This is a genomic window from Klebsiella sp. GW_Kp182 (assembly GCF_040062275.1).
Classification (GTDB): domain Bacteria; phylum Pseudomonadota; class Gammaproteobacteria; order Enterobacterales; family Enterobacteriaceae; genus Klebsiella; species Klebsiella michiganensis.
Window position 1 is genome coordinate 1 of sequence record NZ_JBEAFQ010000063.1, and the last position, 22,870, is coordinate 22,870.

Annotated in this window: 19 protein-coding genes; 10 read left to right on the top strand and 9 right to left on the bottom strand. The window is 54.8% G+C overall.

Annotated elements, in window-relative coordinates; genetic code table 11:
- The 10 genes from ABLU88_RS25290 to dcuB all read left to right on the top strand — a co-directional run.
- A partial coding sequence (locus ABLU88_RS25290) for an EF-Tu/IF-2/RF-3 family GTPase (protein ID WP_348838406.1) occupies positions 1–572 on the top strand: 572 nt, incomplete at its 5' end.
- Between the two features lie 232 nt (positions 573–804).
- Complete coding sequence (secE, locus tag ABLU88_RS25295; protein WP_004097638.1) at positions 805–1,188, top strand: preprotein translocase subunit SecE; 384 nt, start codon at positions 805–807, stop codon at positions 1,186–1,188.
- A gap of 1 nt (position 1,189) precedes the next feature.
- A complete protein-coding gene (gene nusG, locus ABLU88_RS25300) occupies positions 1,190–1,735 on the top strand; it encodes a transcription termination/antitermination protein NusG (protein ID WP_002438628.1) in 546 nt (181 codons plus the stop codon).
- Between the two features lie 153 nt (positions 1,736–1,888).
- Positions 1,889–2,317, top strand: coding sequence for a 50S ribosomal protein L11 (rplK, locus tag ABLU88_RS25305; RefSeq protein WP_004097640.1), 429 nt, complete (start codon positions 1,889–1,891; stop codon positions 2,315–2,317).
- A gap of 3 nt (positions 2,318–2,320) precedes the next feature.
- Positions 2,321–3,025 (top strand): 50S ribosomal protein L1, encoded by a 705-nt coding sequence (rplA, locus tag ABLU88_RS25310; RefSeq protein WP_004097642.1) that lies wholly within the window; start codon positions 2,321–2,323, stop codon positions 3,023–3,025.
- Positions 3,026–3,440: 415 nt separating this feature from the next.
- Positions 3,441–3,938 carry a 50S ribosomal protein L10 gene (gene rplJ / locus ABLU88_RS25315; protein WP_004097644.1) on the top strand — a complete coding sequence of 166 codons (498 nt, stop codon included), beginning with the start codon at positions 3,441–3,443 and terminating at the stop codon, positions 3,936–3,938.
- A gap of 66 nt (positions 3,939–4,004) precedes the next feature.
- Positions 4,005–4,370, top strand: coding sequence for a 50S ribosomal protein L7/L12 (gene rplL / locus ABLU88_RS25320; RefSeq protein WP_004097645.1), 366 nt, complete (start codon positions 4,005–4,007; stop codon positions 4,368–4,370).
- Between the two features lie 325 nt (positions 4,371–4,695).
- Positions 4,696–8,724 carry a DNA-directed RNA polymerase subunit beta gene (rpoB, locus tag ABLU88_RS25325; RefSeq protein WP_004097647.1) on the top strand — a complete coding sequence of 1,343 codons (4,029 nt, stop codon included), beginning with the start codon at positions 4,696–4,698 and terminating at the stop codon, positions 8,722–8,724.
- 76 nt (positions 8,725–8,800) lie between these two features.
- On the top strand, positions 8,801–13,024 hold the full coding sequence (gene rpoC / locus ABLU88_RS25330; RefSeq protein WP_004097649.1) for a DNA-directed RNA polymerase subunit beta': 4,224 nt from the start codon (positions 8,801–8,803) through the stop codon (positions 13,022–13,024).
- Positions 13,025–13,420: 396 nt separating this feature from the next.
- On the top strand, positions 13,421–14,761 hold the full coding sequence (gene dcuB, locus ABLU88_RS25335; RefSeq protein ID WP_004097650.1) for an anaerobic C4-dicarboxylate transporter DcuB: 1,341 nt from the start codon (positions 13,421–13,423) through the stop codon (positions 14,759–14,761).
- Between the two features lie 43 nt (positions 14,762–14,804).
- On the opposite strand, the gene ABLU88_RS25340 is transcribed toward dcuB, so the two are convergent.
- The 9 genes from ABLU88_RS25340 to thiC all read right to left on the bottom strand — a co-directional run bounded on the left by ABLU88_RS25340 (position 14,805) and on the right by thiC (position 22,821).
- Complete coding sequence (locus tag ABLU88_RS25340; RefSeq protein WP_004097651.1) at positions 14,805–15,122, bottom strand: PTS lactose/cellobiose transporter subunit IIA; 318 nt, start codon at positions 15,120–15,122, stop codon at positions 14,805–14,807.
- Between the two features lie 3 nt (positions 15,123–15,125).
- The gene (locus ABLU88_RS25345; protein WP_004097653.1) at positions 15,126–15,431 is read right to left on the bottom strand and encodes a PTS sugar transporter subunit IIB; all 306 of its coding nucleotides are present in this window, start codon (positions 15,429–15,431) and stop codon (positions 15,126–15,128) included.
- A gap of 172 nt (positions 15,432–15,603) precedes the next feature.
- Positions 15,604–17,136, bottom strand: a complete 1,533-nt coding sequence (locus tag ABLU88_RS25350; RefSeq protein ID WP_122117156.1) for a sensor domain-containing diguanylate cyclase — start codon at positions 17,134–17,136, stop codon at positions 15,604–15,606.
- Between the two features lie 320 nt (positions 17,137–17,456).
- Positions 17,457–18,590 carry a 2-iminoacetate synthase ThiH gene (gene thiH, locus ABLU88_RS25355; protein ID WP_049102669.1) on the bottom strand — a complete coding sequence of 378 codons (1,134 nt, stop codon included), beginning with the start codon at positions 18,588–18,590 and terminating at the stop codon, positions 17,457–17,459.
- On the bottom strand, positions 18,587–19,357 hold the full coding sequence (gene thiG, locus ABLU88_RS25360; RefSeq protein WP_004097659.1) for a thiazole synthase: 771 nt from the start codon (positions 19,355–19,357) through the stop codon (positions 18,587–18,589). The genes thiH and thiG overlap by 4 nt, the downstream gene beginning before the upstream one ends.
- Position 19,358: 1 nt before the next feature.
- Positions 19,359–19,559 carry a sulfur carrier protein ThiS gene (thiS, locus tag ABLU88_RS25365; protein WP_025107534.1) on the bottom strand — a complete coding sequence of 67 codons (201 nt, stop codon included), beginning with the start codon at positions 19,557–19,559 and terminating at the stop codon, positions 19,359–19,361.
- Positions 19,543–20,298 (bottom strand): HesA/MoeB/ThiF family protein, encoded by a 756-nt coding sequence (locus tag ABLU88_RS25370; RefSeq protein WP_049070123.1) that lies wholly within the window; start codon positions 20,296–20,298, stop codon positions 19,543–19,545. Before ABLU88_RS25370 ends, thiS begins: the two co-directional genes overlap by 17 nt.
- Positions 20,291–20,926, bottom strand: coding sequence for a thiamine phosphate synthase (gene thiE, locus ABLU88_RS25375; protein WP_064406634.1), 636 nt, complete (start codon positions 20,924–20,926; stop codon positions 20,291–20,293). Before thiE ends, ABLU88_RS25370 begins: the two co-directional genes overlap by 8 nt.
- Entirely contained in the window at positions 20,926–22,821 is a 1,896-nt protein-coding gene (thiC, locus tag ABLU88_RS25380; protein WP_025107531.1) for a phosphomethylpyrimidine synthase ThiC, read from the bottom strand. The genes thiE and thiC overlap by 1 nt, the downstream gene beginning before the upstream one ends.
- Positions 22,822–22,870: the final 49 nt, after the last annotated feature.

Sequence of the window (22,870 nt, forward strand, 5' to 3'; positions counted from 1 at the left end):
GTGCGATTGACAAGCCGTTCCTGCTGCCGATCGAAGACGTATTCTCCATCTCCGGTCGTGGTACCGTTGTTACCGGTCGTGTAGAGCGCGGTATCATCAAAGTTGGCGAAGAAGTTGAAATCGTTGGTATCAAAGAGACTGCGAAGTCTACCTGTACTGGCGTTGAAATGTTCCGCAAACTGCTGGACGAAGGCCGTGCTGGTGAGAACGTCGGTGTTCTGCTGCGTGGTATCAAGCGTGAAGAAATCGAACGTGGTCAGGTACTGGCTAAGCCGGGTTCTATCAAGCCGCACACCAAGTTCGAATCTGAAGTGTACATTCTGTCCAAAGACGAAGGCGGCCGTCATACTCCGTTCTTCAAAGGCTACCGTCCGCAGTTCTACTTCCGTACAACTGACGTGACTGGCACCATCGAACTGCCGGAAGGCGTAGAGATGGTAATGCCGGGCGACAACATCAAAATGGTTGTTACCCTGATCCACCCAATCGCGATGGACGACGGTCTGCGTTTCGCAATCCGTGAAGGTGGCCGTACCGTTGGCGCGGGCGTGGTTGCTAAAGTTCTCGGCTAATTGCTGATAACATTTGACGCAATGCGCAATAAAAGGGCATCATTTGATGCCCTTTTTGCACGCTTTCACACCAGAACCTGGCTCATCAGTGATTTTTTGGGTCATAATCATTGCTGAGACAGGCTCTGAAGAGGGCGTTAAGTCCGAAACGCAGCAGAGCATTTCGGTTTGGTCGCCTCGCATTTCATGCGGGGTGAAGTTATTTGTCTGAATTCTTGTGACAGGTTGGTTTATGAGTGCGAATACCGAAGCTCAAGGGAGCGGGCGCGGCCTCGAAGCGATGAAGTGGACAATCGTAGTCGTGCTGCTGGTTGTGGCCATCGTCGGCAACTTCCTTTATCGTGACATTATGCTGGCAGTGCGTGCGCTGGCTGTAGTGATTCTGATCGCTGCAGCGGGCGGTGTCGCGCTGTTAACGACAAAAGGTAAGGCGACAGTCGCCTTCGCTCGTGAAGCGAGAACCGAAGTCCGCAAGGTGATCTGGCCGACTCGCCAGGAAACGTTGCATACCACGCTGATTGTTGCCGCAGTGACTGCCGTAATGTCACTGATCCTGTGGGGACTGGATGGTATTCTGGTTCGCCTGGTATCCTTTATCACTGGCCTGAGGTTCTGAGATGTCTGAAGCTCCTAAAAAACGCTGGTACGTCGTTCAGGCGTTTTCCGGTTTTGAAGGTCGCGTAGCTACCTCGTTGCGTGAACATATCAAATTACACAATATGGAAGAGTTGTTTGGCGAAGTCATGGTGCCGACCGAAGAAGTGGTCGAAATCCGCGGCGGCCAGCGTCGTAAAAGCGAACGCAAATTCTTCCCGGGCTACGTGCTGGTCCAGATGGTGATGAACGACGCGAGCTGGCACCTGGTGCGCAGCGTACCGCGTGTGATGGGTTTCATTGGCGGTACATCTGACCGTCCGGCACCGATCAGCGACAAAGAAGTCGACGCGATCATGAACCGTCTGCAGCAGGTTGGCGATAAGCCGCGGCCGAAAACGCTGTTTGAGCCGGGTGAAATGGTTCGCGTTAGCGACGGTCCATTTGCCGACTTTAACGGTGTGGTTGAAGAAGTGGACTACGAGAAGTCTCGTCTGAAAGTGTCCGTTTCTATCTTCGGTCGTGCAACGCCGGTTGAGCTGGACTTCGCTCAGGTAGAAAAAGCCTAACAGCCGATCAAAAAAGCAACGTTTTAATCGTTGCATGAGGCGCGGAATTGACATACAATTTCGCGCCTTTTGTTTTTATGGGTCTGATTCCCATAAAGCGATATTTATCACGGGGAGCCTTTTTAGGCGCTACACCCAAACGAGGAAATTTACATGGCTAAGAAAGTACAAGCCTATGTCAAGCTGCAGGTTGCAGCTGGTATGGCAAACCCGAGTCCGCCGGTTGGTCCAGCACTGGGTCAGCAGGGTGTGAACATCATGGAATTCTGCAAAGCGTTCAACGCAAAAACTGAATCCCTGGAAAAAGGTCTGCCGATCCCGGTTGTTATTACCGTTTACGCTGACCGTTCTTTCACCTTCGTTACCAAAACTCCGCCGGCAGCAGTTCTGCTGAAAAAAGCGGCTGGTATCAAGTCTGGTTCCGGTAAACCGAACAAAGACAAAGTAGGTAAAATTTCCCGCGCTCAGCTGCAGGAAATCGCGCAGACCAAAGCTGCCGACATGACTGGTTCCGACATTGAAGCGATGACTCGCTCCATTGAAGGTACTGCACGTTCCATGGGCCTGGTAGTGGAGGACTAAGAAATGGCTAAACTGACCAAGCGCATGTCCGTGATTCGTGACAAAGTTGATGCGACCAAACAGTACGACATCAACGAAGCCATCTCTCTGCTGAAAGAACTGGCTACTGCTAAGTTCGTTGAAAGCGTTGATGTTGCCGTTAACCTCGGCATCGACGCGCGTAAATCTGACCAGAACGTCCGCGGCGCGACCGTACTGCCGCACGGTACTGGCCGTTCAGTTCGCGTAGCCGTATTTGCCCAGGGCCCGAACGCTGAAGCAGCTAAAGCTGCTGGCGCAGAGCTGGTAGGTATGGAAGATCTGGCTGACCAGATCAAAAAAGGCGAAATGAACTTTGACGTTGTTATTGCTTCCCCGGATGCAATGCGCGTTGTTGGCCAGCTGGGCCAGGTTCTGGGTCCGCGCGGCCTGATGCCAAACCCGAAAGTGGGTACCGTAACGCCGAACGTTGCTGAAGCGGTTAAGAACGCTAAAGCAGGTCAGGTTCGTTACCGTAACGACAAAAACGGCATCATCCACACCACCATCGGTAAAGTGGATTTTGACGCTGATAAACTGAAAGAAAACCTGGAAGCTCTGCTGGTTGCGCTGAAAAAAGCAAAACCGACTCAGGCTAAAGGCGTGTACATCAAGAAAATCAGCATCTCCACCACCATGGGTGCTGGCGTTGCCGTTGATCAGGCTGGTCTGAGCGCTTCTGCGAACTAAGATTAGCTTTACGTGGGCGGTGAATTTGTCTACAATCTTACCCCCACGTATTCTGCTTATAGCAGACGTATAGCCGAGATATTCAGGCTGTGGCAAGGCGACAACTGAGTGAATCGCCTGGAGCATAGTTAACTATGTGACTGGTGTGAACGAAGGCAGTCAATGCCGCCACAGATTGAATAGCGACGGATAGACAAGATTTGTTCGTTGGAGCCTGGCCTATCCAGGCCTCCGTCGAAGACCGCAGGTGTTTCGCAAGAGACTTAATGCCCTGCGTAGACGGTGACAGAACGCTAAGATTATTTTTGGATACTCTGGCTTGTTTCTGCTCACCGTATTAAGACGCTCTTCTCTTTGAGTCGAGTGAAGTGAGTTCCGGAGCATGAGCTCTGGCAAACATCCAGGAGCAAAGCTAATGGCTTTAAATCTTCAAGACAAACAAGCGATTGTTGCTGAAGTCAGCGAAGTAGCCAAAGGCGCGCTGTCTGCAGTAGTTGCGGATTCCCGTGGCGTGACTGTAGACAAAATGACTGAACTGCGTAAAGCAGGTCGTGAAGCTGGCGTATACATGCGTGTTGTTCGTAACACCCTGCTGCGCCGCGTCGTTGAAGGTACTCCTTTCGAGTGCCTGAAAGACACGTTTGTTGGTCCGACCCTGATTGCATACTCTATGGAACACCCGGGCGCTGCCGCTCGTCTGTTCAAAGAGTTCGCGAAAGCGAATGCAAAATTTGAGGTCAAAGCCGCAGCCTTTGAAGGTGAGCTGATCCCGGCGTCGCAAATCGACCGCCTGGCAACTCTGCCGACCTACGAAGAAGCAATTGCACGCCTGATGGCAACCATGAAAGAAGCTTCGGCTGGCAAACTGGTTCGCACTCTGGCTGCTGTACGCGATGCGAAAGAAGCTGCTTAATCGCAGTTGTCTTTGTAAAGCATTCGCTTACGTATAAACTTATTCTGATATTCAGGAACAATTTAAATGTCTATCACTAAAGATCAAATCATTGAAGCAGTATCCGCTATGTCCGTAATGGACGTTGTTGAGCTGATCTCTGCAATGGAAGAAAAATTCGGTGTTTCCGCTGCTGCTGCTGTAGCTGTAGCTGCTGGCCCGGTTGAAGCTGCTGAAGAAAAAACTGAATTCGACGTAATTCTGAAAGGTATCGGCGCTAACAAAGTTGCCGTTATCAAAGCAGTACGTGGCGCAACTGGCCTGGGTCTGAAAGAAGCTAAAGACCTGGTAGAATCTGCTCCGGCCGCTCTGAAAGAAGGCGTGAGCAAAGATGACGCTGAAGCACTGAAAAAATCTCTGGAAGAAGCTGGCGCTGAAGTTGAAGTTAAATAAGCCAACCTTTCCGGTTGCAGCCTGAGAAATCAGGCTGATGGCTGGTGACTTTTTAGTCACCAGCCTTTTTGCGCTGTAAGGCGCCAGTAGAATTTCACACTGTTTGACTACTGGTTGTCCTGACAATGCTTGTTTCTATAGACGACTTAATATACTGCGACAGGTTAGGGCTCCTGAGCTGTGTAAATCGCAATGAAATGGTTTAAGCGTGATAGAAACAGGTATTGCGGAAAGTGTTCCATTTTCCGGTCAACAAAATAGTGTTGCATAAAAAACTGCCTTATGTGGGCAGATGGGTCGACTTGTCAGCGAGCTGAGGAACCCTATGGTTTACTCCTATACCGAGAAAAAACGTATTCGTAAGGATTTTGGTAAACGTCCGCAGGTTCTGGACATACCTTATCTCCTTTCTATCCAGCTTGACTCGTTTCAGAAGTTCATCGAGCAAGATCCTGAAGGGCAGTATGGTCTGGAAGCAGCTTTCCGTTCCGTATTCCCGATTAAAAGCTACAGCGGTAACTCTGAGCTGCAGTACGTCAGCTACCGTCTGGGCGAACCGGTTTTTGACGTTAAAGAATGTCAGATCCGTGGCGTGACCTACTCGGCACCGCTGCGCGTCAAACTGCGTCTGGTGATCTACGAGCGCGAAGCGCCGGAAGGCACCGTTAAAGACATTAAAGAGCAAGAAGTCTACATGGGCGAAATTCCGCTCATGACCGACAACGGTACCTTCGTTATCAACGGTACCGAGCGCGTTATCGTTTCTCAGCTGCACCGTAGCCCGGGCGTCTTCTTTGACAGTGACAAAGGTAAGACCCACTCTTCCGGTAAGGTCCTGTATAACGCACGTATCATTCCTTACCGTGGCTCCTGGCTGGACTTCGAGTTCGACCCGAAAGACAACCTGTTTGTCCGTATCGACCGTCGTCGTAAGCTGCCGGCTACCATCATCCTGCGCGCGCTGAATTACACCACTGAGCAGATCCTTGACCTGTTCTTCGAGAAAGTGGTCTTTGAAATTCGCGATAACAAGCTGCAGATGGAACTGGTACCGGAGCGTCTGCGCGGCGAAACGGCCTCCTTCGACATCGAAGCGAACGGTAAAGTGTACGTTGAGAAAGGGCGTCGCATCACCGCACGTCACATTCGCCAGCTGGAAAAAGACGATATCAAACATATCGAAGTTCCGGTTGAGTACATCGCTGGCAAAGTTGCCTCTAAAGACTATGTTGATGAATCTACTGGCGAGCTGATCTGCCCGGCGAACATGGAGCTGAGCCTGGATCTGCTAGCCAAGCTGAGCCAGTCTGGCCATAAGCGTATCGAAACGCTGTTCACCAACGATCTGGATCACGGTCCGTACATCTCTGAGACTGTACGCGTCGACCCGACCAACGACCGTCTGAGCGCGCTGGTAGAAATCTACCGCATGATGCGCCCAGGTGAGCCGCCGACTCGTGAAGCGGCTGAAAGCCTGTTCGAGAACCTGTTCTTCTCCGAAGACCGCTACGATCTGTCCGCGGTAGGTCGTATGAAGTTCAACCGTTCTCTGCTGCGCGACGAAATCGAAGGTTCCGGTATCCTGAGCAAAGAAGACATCATCGAAGTGATGAAGAAGCTCATCGATATCCGTAACGGTAAAGGCGAAGTCGATGATATCGACCACCTCGGCAACCGTCGTATCCGTTCCGTTGGCGAAATGGCGGAAAACCAGTTCCGCGTTGGCCTGGTCCGCGTAGAGCGTGCGGTGAAAGAGCGTCTGTCTCTGGGCGATCTGGATACCCTGATGCCTCAGGATATGATCAACGCCAAGCCGATTTCTGCGGCAGTGAAAGAGTTCTTTGGCTCCAGCCAGCTGTCTCAGTTTATGGACCAGAACAACCCGCTGTCTGAGATTACGCACAAACGTCGTATCTCCGCACTCGGCCCGGGCGGTCTGACCCGTGAACGCGCAGGCTTTGAAGTTCGAGACGTACACCCGACCCACTACGGTCGCGTATGTCCAATCGAAACGCCTGAAGGTCCGAACATCGGTCTGATCAACTCCCTGTCCGTGTACGCACAGACGAACGAATACGGTTTCCTCGAGACCCCGTACCGTAAAGTGACTGACGGTGTTGTAACCGACGAAATTCATTACCTGTCTGCTATCGAAGAAGGCAACTACGTTATTGCTCAGGCGAACTCCAACCTGGATGACGAAGGCCACTTTGTAGAAGATCTGGTTACCTGCCGTAGTAAAGGCGAATCCAGCTTGTTCAGCCGCGACCAGGTTGACTACATGGACGTATCCACCCAGCAGGTGGTATCCGTCGGTGCGTCCCTGATCCCGTTCCTGGAACACGATGACGCCAACCGTGCATTGATGGGTGCGAACATGCAACGTCAGGCCGTTCCGACTCTGCGCGCTGATAAGCCGCTGGTTGGTACCGGTATGGAACGTGCTGTTGCCGTTGACTCCGGTGTAACTGCGGTCGCTAAACGTGGCGGTACCGTTCAGTACGTGGATGCTTCCCGTATCGTTATCAAAGTTAACGAAGACGAGATGTACCCGGGCGAAGCCGGTATCGACATCTATAACCTGACCAAGTACACCCGTTCTAACCAGAACACCTGCATCAACCAGATGCCGTGTGTCTCTCTGGGTGAGCCGATTGAGCGCGGTGACGTGCTGGCTGACGGCCCGTCTACCGACCTCGGTGAACTGGCGCTCGGTCAGAACATGCGCGTCGCGTTCATGCCGTGGAACGGTTACAACTTCGAAGACTCCATCCTCGTTTCCGAGCGCGTTGTCCAGGAAGACCGTTTTACCACCATCCACATTCAGGAACTGGCGTGCGTGTCTCGTGACACCAAGCTGGGGCCGGAAGAGATCACCGCCGACATCCCGAACGTGGGTGAAGCTGCGCTCTCTAAACTGGATGAATCCGGTATCGTTTATATCGGCGCGGAAGTGACCGGTGGCGATATTCTGGTTGGTAAGGTAACGCCGAAAGGTGAAACCCAGCTGACGCCGGAAGAGAAACTGCTGCGTGCGATCTTCGGTGAGAAAGCGTCTGACGTTAAAGACTCTTCCCTGCGCGTACCAAACGGTGTCTCCGGTACCATTATCGACGTTCAGGTCTTTACCCGCGACGGCGTAGAAAAAGACAAACGCGCGCTGGAAATCGAAGAGATGCAGCTCAAACAGGCGAAGAAAGACCTGTCTGAAGAACTGCAGATCCTCGAAGCTGGCCTGTTTGGTCGTATCTACGCGGTGCTGGTCTCCGGCGGTATCGAAGCTGAGAAGCTTGATAAGCTGCCGCGCGATCGCTGGCTGGAACTGGGCCTGACCGACGAAGAGAAACAGAATCAGCTGGAACAGCTGGCTGAGCAGTACGACGAACTGAAACACGAGTTCGAGAAAAAACTCGAAGCGAAACGCCGCAAAATCACTCAGGGCGACGATCTGGCACCGGGTGTGCTGAAGATTGTCAAAGTGTATCTGGCCGTTAAACGTCAGATTCAGCCTGGTGACAAAATGGCAGGCCGTCACGGTAACAAGGGTGTTATCTCTAAGATCAACCCGATCGAAGATATGCCTTACGATGAAAACGGCACGCCGGTTGACATCGTACTGAACCCGCTGGGCGTACCGTCTCGTATGAACATCGGTCAGATCCTGGAAACTCACCTGGGTATGGCTGCGAAAGGTATTGGCGAGAAAATCAACGCCATGCTGAAACAGCAGCAGGAAGTCGCCAAACTGCGCGAATTCATCCAGCGTGCCTACGATCTGGGCACCGACGTGCGTCAGAAGGTTGATCTGAATACCTTCACTGACGAAGAAGTTATGCGTCTCGCTGAAAACCTGAAAAAAGGTATGCCGATCGCAACGCCGGTCTTCGACGGTGCGAAAGAGTCTGAAATCAAGGAACTGTTACAGCTTGGTGGCCTGCCGACTTCCGGCCAGATCACCCTGTTCGATGGTCGTACCGGTGAGCAATTCGAGCGCCAGGTTACCGTTGGCTACATGTACATGCTGAAACTGAACCACCTGGTTGATGACAAGATGCATGCGCGTTCTACCGGTTCTTACAGCCTGGTTACTCAGCAGCCGCTGGGTGGTAAGGCGCAGTTCGGTGGTCAGCGCTTCGGGGAGATGGAAGTGTGGGCGCTGGAAGCATATGGCGCAGCATACACCCTGCAGGAAATGCTCACCGTTAAGTCTGATGACGTGAACGGCCGTACTAAGATGTATAAGAACATCGTGGACGGCAACCATCAGATGGAACCGGGCATGCCGGAATCCTTCAACGTATTGTTGAAAGAGATTCGCTCGCTGGGCATCAACATCGAACTGGAAGACGAGTAACTCTCGCTCAAACAGGTCACTGGTGCCGGGGTAAGACCCGGCGCCAGATTGTGCTAACTCCGACGGGAGCAAATCCGTGAAAGACTTATTAAAGTTTCTGAAAGCGCAAACTAAAACCGAAGAGTTTGATGCGATCAAAATTGCTCTGGCATCGCCAGACATGATCCGTTCATGGTCTTTTGGTGAAGTTAAAAAGCCGGAAACCATTAACTACCGTACGTTCAAACCTGAGCGTGACGGCCTTTTCTGTGCGCGTATTTTCGGGCCAGTAAAAGACTACGAGTGCCTGTGCGGTAAGTACAAGCGCCTGAAACACCGCGGTGTGATCTGTGAGAAGTGCGGCGTTGAAGTGACCCAGACTAAAGTGCGCCGTGAGCGTATGGGCCACATCGAGCTGGCGTCTCCGACCGCCCACATCTGGTTCCTGAAGTCTCTGCCGTCCCGTATCGGCCTGCTGCTCGATATGCCGCTGCGCGATATCGAACGCGTGCTGTACTTCGAATCCTATGTGGTTATCGAAGGCGGTATGACCAACCTGGAACGCCAGCAGATCCTGACTGAAGAACAGTATCTGGATGCGCTGGAAGAGTTCGGTGACGAATTTGACGCGAAGATGGGTGCGGAAGCTATCCAGGCCCTGCTGAAGAGCATGGATCTGGAGCAAGAGTGCGAAACTCTGCGCGAAGAGCTGAACGAAACCAACTCCGAAACCAAGCGTAAGAAGCTGACCAAGCGTATCAAACTGCTGGAAGCGTTCGTACAGTCTGGCAACAAGCCGGAGTGGATGATCCTGACCGTTCTGCCGGTTCTGCCGCCAGATCTGCGTCCGCTGGTTCCGCTGGATGGCGGTCGTTTCGCGACTTCTGACCTGAACGATCTGTATCGTCGCGTCATTAACCGTAACAACCGTCTGAAACGTCTGCTGGATCTGGCTGCGCCTGACATCATCGTACGCAACGAAAAACGTATGCTGCAGGAAGCGGTCGACGCCCTGCTGGATAACGGTCGTCGCGGTCGTGCGATCACCGGTTCTAACAAACGTCCTCTGAAATCTTTGGCCGACATGATCAAAGGTAAACAGGGTCGTTTCCGTCAGAACCTGCTCGGTAAGCGTGTTGACTACTCCGGTCGTTCTGTTATCACCGTAGGTCCATACCTGCGTCTGCATCAGTGCGGTCTGCCGAAGAAAATGGCGCTGGAGCTGTTCAAACCGTTCATCTACGGCAAGCTGGAACTGCGTGGCCTCGCCACCACCATCAAAGCCGCTAAGAAAATGGTTGAGCGTGAAGAAGCTGTCGTTTGGGATATCCTGGACGAAGTGATCCGCGAACACCCGGTACTGCTGAACCGTGCACCAACCCTGCACCGTCTGGGTATCCAGGCATTTGAGCCGGTACTGATCGAAGGTAAAGCTATTCAGCTGCACCCGCTGGTTTGTGCGGCATACAACGCCGACTTCGATGGTGACCAGATGGCTGTTCACGTACCGCTGACGCTGGAAGCCCAGCTCGAAGCGCGTGCGCTGATGATGTCTACCAACAACATCCTGTCTCCGGCGAACGGCGAACCAATCATCGTTCCGTCTCAGGACGTTGTACTGGGTCTGTACTACATGACCCGTGACTGTGTTAACGCCAAAGGCGAAGGCATGGTGCTGACTGGCCCGAAAGAAGCTGAGCGTATTTATCGCGCTGGCCTGGCCTCTCTGCATGCGCGCGTTAAAGTGCGTATCACCGAATACGAAAAAGATGAAAACGGCGAGTTCGTTGCGAAAACCAGCCTGAAAGATACGACCGTTGGTCGTGCCATTCTGTGGATGATCGTACCGAAAGGTCTGCCTTTCTCCATCGTCAACCAGGCGCTGGGCAAGAAAGCCATCTCTAAGATGCTGAACACCTGCTACCGTATTCTGGGCCTGAAACCGACCGTTATTTTTGCGGACCAGACGATGTACACCGGCTTTGCTTATGCAGCGCGCTCAGGTGCATCCGTTGGTATCGATGACATGGTCATCCCGGAGAAAAAATACGAGATCATCAGCGAAGCGGAAGCGGAAGTTGCTGAGATTCAGGAGCAGTTCCAGTCGGGTCTGGTTACCGCTGGCGAACGCTACAACAAAGTTATCGATATCTGGGCCGCGGCGAACGATCGTGTATCCAAAGCGATGATGGACAACCTGCAAACTGAAACCGTTATTAACCGTAACGGCGAAGAAGAGCAGCAGGTCTCCTTCAACAGCATTTACATGATGGCCGACTCCGGTGCGCGTGGTTCTGCTGCACAGATTCGTCAGCTTGCCGGTATGCGTGGTCTGATGGCGAAGCCGGATGGCTCCATCATCGAAACGCCAATCACCGCGAACTTCCGTGAAGGTCTGAACGTACTCCAGTACTTCATCTCCACGCACGGTGCGCGTAAAGGTCTGGCGGATACCGCACTGAAAACGGCGAACTCCGGTTACCTGACTCGTCGTCTGGTTGACGTTGCGCAGGACCTGGTCGTGACTGAAGACGACTGTGGCACCCTGGAAGGCATCACCATGACCCCGGTTATCGAGGGTGGCGATGTTAAAGAGCCGCTGCGCGATCGCGTACTGGGTCGTGTGACCGCTGAAGACGTTCTGAAGCCGGGTACGGCGGACATTCTGGTTCCACGCAACACGCTGCTGCACGAGCACTGGTGCGATCTGCTGGAAGAGAACTCCGTTGACTCCGTCAAAGTGCGTTCCGTTGTATCCTGTGACACCGACTTTGGTGTATGTGCGCACTGCTACGGTCGTGACCTGGCGCGTGGCCACATCATCAACAAAGGTGAGGCTATCGGCGTTATCGCGGCACAGTCCATCGGTGAGCCAGGTACACAGCTGACGATGCGTACGTTCCACATCGGTGGTGCGGCATCTCGTGCGGCTGCTGAGTCCAGCATCCAGGTGAAAAACAAAGGTAGCATCCGTCTGAGCAATGCGAAGTCGGTTGTGAACTCCAGCGGTAAGCTGGTTATTACTTCCCGTAATACCGAGCTGAAGCTGATCGACGAATTCGGTCGTACCAAAGAGAGCTATAAAGTGCCTTACGGCTCGGTTATGGCGAAAGGTGATGGCGAGCAGGTTGCCGGCGGTGAAACCGTAGCAAACTGGGATCCGCACACCATGCCGGTTATCACCGAAGTGAGTGGTTTTGTCCGCTTCACTGACATGATTGACGGCCAGACCATTACTCGTCAGACCGACGAACTGACCGGTCTGTCTTCTCTGGTGGTTCTGGATTCTGCAGAGCGTACCACTGGCGGTAAAGATCTGCGTCCGGCGCTGAAAATCGTTGATGCTCAGGGTAATGACGTTCTGATCCCGGGTACCGACATGCCTGCGCAGTACTTCCTGCCGGGTAAAGCAATTGTTCAGCTGGAAGATGGCGTCCAGATCAGCTCTGGTGACACCCTGGCGCGTGTACCGCAGGAATCCGGCGGTACCAAGGACATCACCGGTGGTCTGCCGCGCGTTGCCGACCTGTTCGAAGCGCGTCGTCCGAAAGAGCCGGCAATCCTGGCTGAAATCAGCGGCATCATTTCCTTCGGTAAAGAAACCAAAGGGAAACGTCGTCTGGTTATCACCCCGGTAGACGGTAGCGATCCGTACGAAGAGATGATTCCTAAGTGGCGTCAGCTCAACGTGTTCGAAGGTGAACGCGTAGAACGTGGTGACGTGGTTTCCGACGGTCCGGAAGCGCCGCACGACATTCTGCGTCTGCGTGGCGTGCATGCTGTGACTCGTTACATCGTTAACGAAGTTCAGGACGTATACCGTCTGCAGGGCGTTAAGATTAACGATAAGCACATCGAAGTTATCGTTCGTCAGATGCTGCGTAAAGCGACCATCGAAAGCGCCGGTAGCTCCGACTTCCTGGAAGGCGAACAGGTTGAATACTCTCGCGTTAAGATTGCTAACCGCGATCTGGAAGCGAACGGCAAAGTGGGTGCAACATTCTCCCGCGATCTGCTGGGTATCACCAAAGCGTCCCTGGCAACCGAATCGTTCATCTCTGCCGCATCGTTCCAGGAGACCACCCGTGTCCTGACCGAAGCAGCCGTTGCGGGTAAACGCGACGAACTGCGTGGCCTGAAAGAGAACGTTATCGTGGGTCGTCTGATCCCGGCCGGTACCGGTTATGCGTACCACCAGGATCGTATGCGCCGTCGCGCAGCGGGCGAACTGCCAGCAGCGCCGCAGGTCAGCGTGGAAGAAGCTTCTGCTAACCTGGCAGAACTGCTGAACGCGGGTCTGGGCGGTTCTGACAACGATTAATCGTTGATTCGCTAAACGCTCAAAAAGCCAGTCAGGTCACCTGACTGGCTTTTTTATTGCCTGCCAGTTTATTCCGTCTACTTTTTTATTACATTTTATTGATGTAATGGCTGCAATTAATTAGCAAATATAAACCACTCCTATAATGATTTATTTCCATGACTGTTTTTCATCTTCAATGAAAGGGTGAAAATTCTACGCGTGTCAAAAAATAAGCACCGCAAACGCTATATAGTCAAAAAACTAAAATAATCATGTGATTACTTTCCCGGTTCTTTTCGGTTTACCGCAGCCGAGGGGATTGTTACGCCTGTTAAAAGGCGATGGAGGAGGTGAACTAATAAAAACAAAGCGGAGAGTATTGTCGTTATTTAATGGATAGCTTCTGGGGGATGTATGGAATTTGCTATACAACTTATCATTATCTTAATTTGTTTGTTCTATGGTGCGAGAAAGGGCGGCATTGCGCTCGGCCTTTTAGGCGGCATTGGGCTAGTTATCCTGGTCTTTGTTTTTCACCTGAAGCCTGGAAAACCGCCCGTCGATGTCATGCTGGTCATTATCGCCGTCGTGGCGGCATCGGCGACGCTGCAGGCTTCCGGTGGTCTAGACGTGATGCTGCAGATTGCCGAGAAACTCCTGCGGCGAAACCCGAAATATGTCTCGATCGTCGCGCCATTCGTCACCTGTACGCTGACGATTCTTTGCGGCACGGGGCACGTGGTATATACCATTCTGCCGATTATTTATGATGTCGCCATCAAAAATAACATCCGTCCGGAGCGACCCATGGCCGCCAGCTCGATCGGCGCACAGATGGGGATTATCGCCAGCCCGGTTTCCGTGGCGGTCGTCTCGCTGGTGGCAATGCTTGGCAACTTTACCTTTAACGGCAAGCACCTTGAATTTCTCGACCTGCTGGCGATAACCATTCCGTCCACGCTGCTGGGGATTCTGGCCATTGGTATCTTCAGCTGGTTTCGCGGCAAAGACCTCGATAAAGACGAAACCTTCCAGGCCTTTATTGCGGTACCGGAAAACCGTCACTACGTGTACGGGGACACGGCCACGCTGCTGGATAGAAAGCTTCCGACCAGCAACTGGATTGCGATGTGGATTTTTCTGGCCTCAATCGCGGTTGTCGCCCTGCTCGGCGCCTTCTCCGAACTGCGTCCGGCATTCGACGGTAAGCCGCTGTCGATGGTGCTGGTGATCCAGATGTTTATGCTGCTCTCCGGGGCGCTCATCATCATCATTACGAAAACGAATCCGGCTTCGATTTCCAAAAATGAGGTGTTCCGTTCCGGGATGATCGCTATCGTTGCCGTGTACGGCATCGCGTGGATGGCGGAAACGATGTTCGGCGCGCACATGACCGAGATTAAAGGCGTGCTCGGGGAGATGGTGAAGGAGTACCCGTGGGCCTACGCTATCGTTCTGCTGTTGGTATCGAAGTTTGTTAACTCCCAGGCGGCTGCGCTGGCGGCGATCGTCCCGGTGGCGTTGGCGATTGGCGTCGATCCGGCCTACATCGTCGCTTCCGCGCCCGCCTGCTACGGCTATTACATTCTGCCGACCTACCCAAGCGATCTGGCGGCGATTCAGTTCGACCGCTCAGGTACCACGCATATCGGCCGCTTTGTGATTAACCATAGCTTTATTCTGCCAGGGCTCATTGGCGTCAGCGTCTCTTGCGTCTTTGGCTGGGTATTTGCGGCGATGTACGGATTTCTTTAAGAGGATACGGGCGCCGGTAGCGGCGCCTGTTAAATCGTTGACGTTATTGTGCGAGCGGAATTCGGCGATAGAGCTCAATCATGTCGGTAGCCAGATCCTGAATGACCATCGCGTTCATCAGGTGGTCCTGAGAGTGTACGGTAATCAGGTTAACCGGAAGCTTGCCGCTGCCTTCATCCATGCCAATCAGCTGGGTCTGGATTTTATGCGCATGCTTGACGAATTCATGGGATTCCGCCATTGCCTGTTCGGCCGCAGCAAAATCGCCTTTACGCGCCAGCTGCAGAGCGGTTAACGCCGAGCTGCGCGCAGAACCGGCGTTAACCAGCAGCTCCATGATGATTGTTTCTAAATCTTCCATCTCTTACTCCATCAGCTTCAGGGCTTTATCAAGCACGGCATCGCCTTTCATCATGCCGTAATCCATCATATCGATGACGGCGACTTTTTTACCAAACGGGTCGGCCATTGCCTGTAGCTTGGCCTGCTCGTACTTCACCTGAGGGCCGAGCAGGATAATATCGGCAGCGGCAAGATTATCTTTAAACTCGGCAACCGGTACGGCTTTGATGGAGACTTCCACGCCTTTTTGTTGCGCAGCGGCCTGCATACGTTGAACCAGCATGCTGGTGGACATTCCTGCGGCACAGCATAAAACGATATTCTTCATAATTGTTGGCCCTTATGTTCCTTGATGTACCATCTTTATCGCGGGCAGGCGGGCGGGACAACCGCTTTACGGTGATTGTGTGTAAGTCATCACAAAATAATGAAACCGGTTTCGGTTCTGGGGGAGAAAACGCTAAAAGCCGCGTCCGACAGGCCTGAAACGGTGGGCTCTGTTAAGCGCGGACGATGCGATTCTTGCCCTGCTGCTTGGCTTTATACAGCGCTTCATCAACGCGTACGACAAGCTGCTCCAGGGGCTCCATATTCCATTCCCCCAGTCCCGCGCTGAAGGTGACCGTTAGCCCTTCTTCACGCCAGGAGCGCTGCGCAACGCGGGCCCGCCAGCTCTCCAGCAGCATCAGGGCGTCATCGCTATGTCCGGTGGTAAAGATCGCCGCAAACTCTTCGCCGCCGTAGCGGTAAAGCGAAATTTGCAGGGGCTGGAGGATTTGCAGCCCTTCCCGGGCGACATTGCGCAGTACGATATCGCCGTTGAGGTGACCCCAGGTGTCGTTTATCGTTTTGAAGTTATCAATATCAACCAGCGCAAGAGAGAAGGGCTGATGATCGTTCATCAGCGCGGCGATATCGCTGTCAAAGGCGCGGCGGTTCTTGCAGCCGGTTAGCGCGTCGATGGTCGCCTGGCGAACGTAGGTTAACTCGCGCTGCTTATTGCTCTCGATGGCTTTGCTGAGCATCGCTTCCAGCCGCGGGGCGCGCTGAACATCCCCGGTTTTAATCGCATTGATGATGTTCATCAACACCGTACGTGAAGCATGGCGCAGATACAGTCCAAACAGCACGATAACGATCGCGGCCAGGGCAAAGCTCCAGGCGACGATATCCGTTTCATGGCGCGTTAAGTTGACCAGCGTCGAGTTATCGACCCGATAAATAACAAACCAGTCGGGGTTGGTAAAGGAGTAGTAATAGTACCAGGTGTCCGTATTGGTATCGTAAAGCTGGCCTTCGCCGCTGGTCATTCTGTCCATCAAGGCTTCACTGACGTAGGGTTTAAATAAAGCGCCGGGGTCGGGGTGGAGAATGACTTTACCATCGCGTTGCACCACAAAAAATTCCCCCTGGACCGGTGCAACCATCTGCCGTAACGCGTAGCCCATTGAGGTGAGATCGAGATGAAACGCGAGACTGCCCTTTAGCCGTCCCTCTGGAGAAATTATGGGTTTGTAGACGGTAATCGTCGGATGATGCGTGAAGTAGTCGTTGTACGGGCTGGTATACCGACTGAAGGTACTGGCTTCCGCTTGCTTAATAAACCACGGCCTTGTTTTGGCATCGAAGGACTGGCTATCTTCGGTTTCCAGAACCTCGGGCGCGCGCAGATAGTGCCCATTGGTATCCGCCAGCGAGATGGACGAAACGGTCTGCATCATATTTTGCAACTGCATAAGCTGCATCAACCCTTTTTCCGGATTGACGTTAACCGCCTCATTCAGCGCATCGTTGCGGGCAAAGAAAGTGGCGGCACGGGTGAGGATAAAGTCGTTGCCCTGCAGCAGCGTCTCCGTGTAGTTGGTCGCCATATTGTGGGTAAAATTGCGATTAATATGATGATAATCTTCGAGAAAATCATTCCTCTGCGTCGTCGTGGCAAACATCGCTATCAGCAAGAAGCTGAATAAAATACCCGCAAATCCGATGATAATCGGCGTGGTGAAAGAGAGCTTTCTATTATGACGAGCCATGAGTCGTAAATCGTTCCAGAAGCGTTAAACCGTGGGTGGAGACGCAGGTTTAGCCAGCATGCCTGCTGAGCGAATCAGATAAAACTCCGGTAATTATAACGCTGACGTTGTGATATGGACTGATTAATATTCGATATTGATGGAATTACCGTTGCCGCAAAGAGGCGGGAGCAGGGCGAAAAGGAGGAAGAGTGAATATTCGCCCTGGTCAGCGTCCGCTGCTGACAGGGGCAGAATAGAGAAACGGGAACAGGGCCACAATCTCCCGTTTCTCTTATTACGATCGTGCATGAAGAACGTTTAAGAAATTACATTCGTTATCATGACGATTGGGAGGCGCGTCCCAGCCAGCTGTCCCAATCCTTCCATACCGGCTGTAGACCGCTGGCCACCAGCGCGCTGGCGACCTCTTCCGGGCGGCGGTCATCGTGAGGCGCGAACTGCTCCAGCTCCGGATGGTTATCGGCATACCCGCCGGGCTGGGTTTTCGAAAAGGCGCTGACGTTGTTGATGGCCAGCGGGATCACCCGATCGCGGAACCAGGGGGATTCGCGGGTGGAGAGCGAGAGTTCCACTTCCGGAGCCAGCAGGCGGAAAGCGCAAATAGTTTGCACCAGCTGCCGTTCATCCATTAATGAGGCGGGCTCGATACCCCCCGCGCAAGGCCGCAGTCGTGGGAAGGAGATGGAGTAGCGGCTGCGCCAGTAATGCTGCTGGAGCCACAGCAGATGCTCCGCCACCATAAAGCAGTCCACCCGCCAGCTGTCGGAAAGGCCAATAAGTGCGCCAAGGCCAATTTTATCAATCCCCGCCTGCCCAAGCCTGTCCGGCGTATCCAGCCGCCAGAAGAAGTCCTGCTTTTTCCCTTTCAGATGGTGTTTCGCATACATGCTTTCATGATAGGTCTCCTGATAGACCATCACCCCGTCCAGACCGAGGGTTTTCAGCTCGGCATACTCTTCCATCGCCAGCGGCTGGACCTCCATATGCAGCGAGGCGAACTGGCGGCGAATCGCGGGCAGATGTTGACGAAAGTAGTCCATGCCGACCTTGCCCTGATGTTCGCCGGTCACCAGCAGCAGATGCTCAAAGCCCATTTCGCGGATCGCCGCGCATTCACGGGCTATTTCCGCCTCATCCAGAGTCTTGCGCTTGATGCGGTTACTCATTGAGAAACCGCAGTAGGTACAGTCGTTGGCACAGAGATTAGAGAGATACAGCGGGACATAAAAGCTGACGGTATTACCAAAACGCTGGCGAGTCAGGCGCTGAGCGCGCTGGGCCAGAGGCTCCAGATAGCCAGCGGCGGCGGGGGAAAGCAGGGCCATCATATCGTCGCGGCTGAGCTGTTTGGCCGCCAGGGCGCGTTCAACGTCGGCGGGGGTTTTCCCGTTGATTCGCAGGCGAATATCGTCCCAGTCCAGCTGCCGCCAACGGTCAGTGAAGGTGTTCATACCCGCGCCTCCAGAAAGCCGGTCAGCGGGCTGGTGGCCTGCGCCTGCGCGCTGCGCGCGCCCGGGCCTGCCTGTCGGGCCAGCAAGCCGGCATCGATCGCTAAACGGAAGGCCCGCGCCATGGTTACCGGATCGTCGGCAACGGCGATGGCGGTATTCACCAGTACCGCGTCAGCGCCCATTTCCAGCGCCTGCGCCGCGTGGCTCGGCACGCCAATACCCGCGTCAACGACTACCGGCACCGTGGCCTGCGCGATAATAATCTCCAGCATCGCTTTAGTTTCCAGCCCCTGATTGGAGCCGATGGGCGCGCCGAGCGGCATCACCGCCGCGCAGCCCGCTTCTTCAAGGCGCTTGCACAGCACCGGGTCGGCGCCGCAGTAGGGCAGCACCACGAAGCCTTCCCGTACCAGAATCTCCGCCGCTTTCAGCGTTTCGATCGGATCGGGGAGCAGCCAGCGGGCGTCCGGATGAATTTCCAGCTTCAGCCAGTGGGTGCCCAGCGCCTCCCGCGCCAGGCGGGCGGCAAATACCGCCTCTTCCGCCGTTTTAGCGCCGGAGGTGTTGGGCAGCAGGCTAACGCCGGCCGCCAGCAGCGGCGCGAGGATCGCGTCATTATGCTGACGGAGATCGACGCGCTTCATCGCCAGCGTCACCAGCTGGCTGCCGGAGGCGCGAATGGCCTCCACCATGACGTCGGGGGCGGCGAATTTACCGGTGCCGGTGAAAAGATGTGACTCAAAGGTTTTATCCGCAATACGTAACATGTCAGCCTCCAGCGATAACCTGAAAAAGCAGGATTTGATCGCCTTCCTGTAAGAGATGATCTTCCCACCGTTCACGCGGCAGGATGCGTTGATTGAGCGCCAGCGCGACGCCCGGCTGCTGCTGTTCCAGCTGCGTGAGCAGATCGGCGACGGAGGTCGCTTCGGCGCACTGCAACGGTTCATCGTTAAACCATATCCGCATGCTGCCCTCCGCATACCGGACAGCCCTGAGCCCGCTGGAGCGCGAGAGTGCGCCAGTTGCTGGTTCGGGCATCGAACAGGCGCAGCGTGTTCCGCGGGGCCATCATGCCGGCGAGCAGCTTGATGGCCTCCAGCGCCTGTAGGGTACCCATCATGCCAACCACCGGACCGATAATGCCCGCCGTACGGCAGTTGCGCTCAGGCTCGTTAGCGTCCGGCCACAGACAGCGATAGCAGCCCTGCTCCCACGGCGGCGTCAGTACCATCAGCTGACCCCCAAGCCCGACGGCGCTGGCGGTAATCAGCGGCGTTTTAAGCGCGACGCAGGCGGCGTTGATCGCCTGTCGGGTCGCCATGTTATCGGTGCAATCCAGTACCACATCGGCCTTCGCCACTTCATCCCGCAGGGCCTTTCCGCCTAACCGCTGCTTCAGCGCAATCAGTTCAATCTGCGGATTTAACTGAGCCAGCCGGGCCCTGGCGGCCGTGGTTTTAGGCTGAGCGATATCCTCGCTGGTGAACAAAATTTGTCGCTGCAGGTTACTGACGTGCACGTCGTCGTCATCGACCAGCACCAGCGTGCCGACGCCAGCGCCGGCAAGATAGAGCGCGGCGGGAGAGCCCAACCCGCCGAGACCCACGATCAACACCCGGCTGGCCAGCAGCATTTGCTGGCCTTCAATGGCGATATCCTCCAGCAGCAGCTGGCGGCTATAGCGCATAAAATCGCTGTCATTCATCACCGGCTCCCGCTATCTCGAGCAGCCGGGCCGTTGCCTGTCGCCAGTCGGCCGCCTGGGTAATGGCGCTGACCACCGCAACGCTGCCGACGCCGGTCGCCAGTACCGCCGGGGCGCGCTCAAGGCTGATGCCGCCAATCGCCACGGTTGGATAAACCCCGAGTCGCTGAATATGCTGCGCCAGCTGATCCAGCCCCTGAGGGGCGGAAGGCATCTGCTTGGTTTGCGTTGGAAAAACGTGCCCAAGCGCGATGTAAGAGGGACGCGCCGCCAGCGCGATATCAATTTCCATATCGTCATGCGTCGAAACGCCAAGGCGCAGCCCGGCGTTGCGGATGGCGCTGAGGTCGGTGGTTTCCAGATCTTCCTGGCCTAAATGCACCCCGTAGGCCTGATGTTTGATGGCCAGACGCCAGTAATCATTAATAAACAGCCGCGCATCATATTTGCGCCCCAGGGCGATCGCGGCAACCACATCGTCTTCGACTTCGCTATCGCGTTTATCCTTGATACGCAGCTGGATAGTGCGAACGCCCGCATCCAGCAAGCGTTCGATCCACGCGACGCTATCGACGACTGGATAAAGCCCCAGGCGGAAAGGGACGGATGGAAAATCGGGTTGATACATCAGGCTTCCTCCTTACGTAGATAGATTTCACCGCCGCGGGCGCGAAAGTTATCCGACATATCGGCCATCCCCACTTCGATGGTCTGCGCGGCGGCGTAGTCGCGAACTTCCTGGCTTATCTTCATTGAGCAGAATTTAGGGCCGCACATGGAGCAGAAGTGGGCCACTTTGCCTGACTCCTGCGGCAGGGTTTCGTCGTGGTAAGCGCGCGCGGTGAACGGGTCGAGCGCCAGATTAAACTGATCTTCCCAGCGGAACTCGAAGCGCGCTTTCGACATGGCGTTATCGCGGATCTGCGCGCCGGGGTGGCCTTTGGCGAGATCGGCGGCGTGGGCGGCAATTTTGTAGGTAATCAGGCCCTGCTTAACGTCTTCTTTATTCGGCAGGCCGAGGTGCTCTTTTGGCGTCACGTAGCAGAGCATCGCGCAGCCGAACCAGCCGATCATGGCGGCGCCAATTCCCGAGGTGAAATGGTCATAGCCCGGCGCGATATCGGTGGTTAGCGGCCCTAAGGTGTAGAACGGCGCTTCGTGGCAGTGCTCCAGCTCTTCGGTCATATTGCGCTGAATCATCTGCATCGGCACGTGGCCCGGGCCTTCGATCATCACCTGTACGTCATACTCCCAGGCGATTTTGGTCAGTTCGCCCAGGGTGTGCAGTTCGGCGAACTGCGCTTCGTCGTTGGCATCCTGAATCGAGCCGGGACGCAGGCCGTCGCCCAATGACAGCGAGACGTCATAGGCGGCGCAGATTTCGCAGATTTCGCGGAAATGCTGGTAGAGGAAATTCTCTTTGTGATGGGACAGGCACCATTTCGCCATGATTGAGCCGCCGCGGGAGACGATGCCGGTCAGGCGCCTGGCGGTCATCGGCACGTAGCGCAGCAGCACGCCCGCATGGATGGTGAAGTAGTCCACCCCCTGTTCCGCCTGCTCGAGCAGCGTATCGCGGAAGGCTTCCCAGGTGAGATCTTCGGCGATCCCGTTGACCTTCTCCAGCGCCTGGTAGATCGGCACCGTACCGATCGGTACCGGACTATTGCGCAGGATCCACTCGCGGGTCTCGTGAATATAGCGGCCGGTGGAGAGGTCCATGACCGTATCCGCTCCCCAGCGCGTCGCCCACACCAGCTTCTCGACCTCTTCTTCAATCGACGAAGTGACCGCCGAGTTGCCGATATTGGCGTTAACCTTCACGAGGAAGTTGCGGCCAATAATCATCGGTTCGGATTCCGGATGATTAATATTGGCCGGGATAATCGCGCGCCCGGCGGCGACTTCAGCCCGCACAAACTCCGGGGTGATATTCTCCGGCAGCCGCGCGCCAAACCCAACGCCCGGATGCTGCTGGCGCAGCACTTCGCCACGAATACGCTCGCGGCCCATATTCTCGCGAATGGCGATGAACTCCATTTCCGGGGTGACAATCCCCTGACGGGCGTAGTGCAGCTGCGTCACGCATTTCCCGACGATGGCGCGCCTGGGCGTGAGCAGGCCGGTAAAGCGCAGTTCGTTGAGGCCATCATCCGCCAGCCGCTCTCTGGTATAGGCCGAGCTGCGATCGCTGAGTGCTTCGCAGTCGCGGCGCGCATCAATCCACGGCTGACGCAGTTTTGCCAGACCCTGCTGAACGTTAATCGCGACGTGCGGATCGCCATAGGGGCCGGAGGTGTCATAGACCGGAATAGCTTCGTTCGCTTCGTACTGAGGATTATCTTTGCTGCCGCCAATAAGCGTCGGGCTCAGCTGAATTTCGCGCATCGGTACGCGAATATCTTCCTGCGAACCGGGGATATAGATGCGCTGCGAATTGGGAAATGCGGTACCTTCCAGGGTGTCGATAAAGCGCTGGGCGCGTTCGCGTTGCTCTCGACGCGTGAGTTTGGTTGTAGACATAGCTCATTCCAGTTAAACAGGATATGGCTTGCCAGACGACGGATGGAGT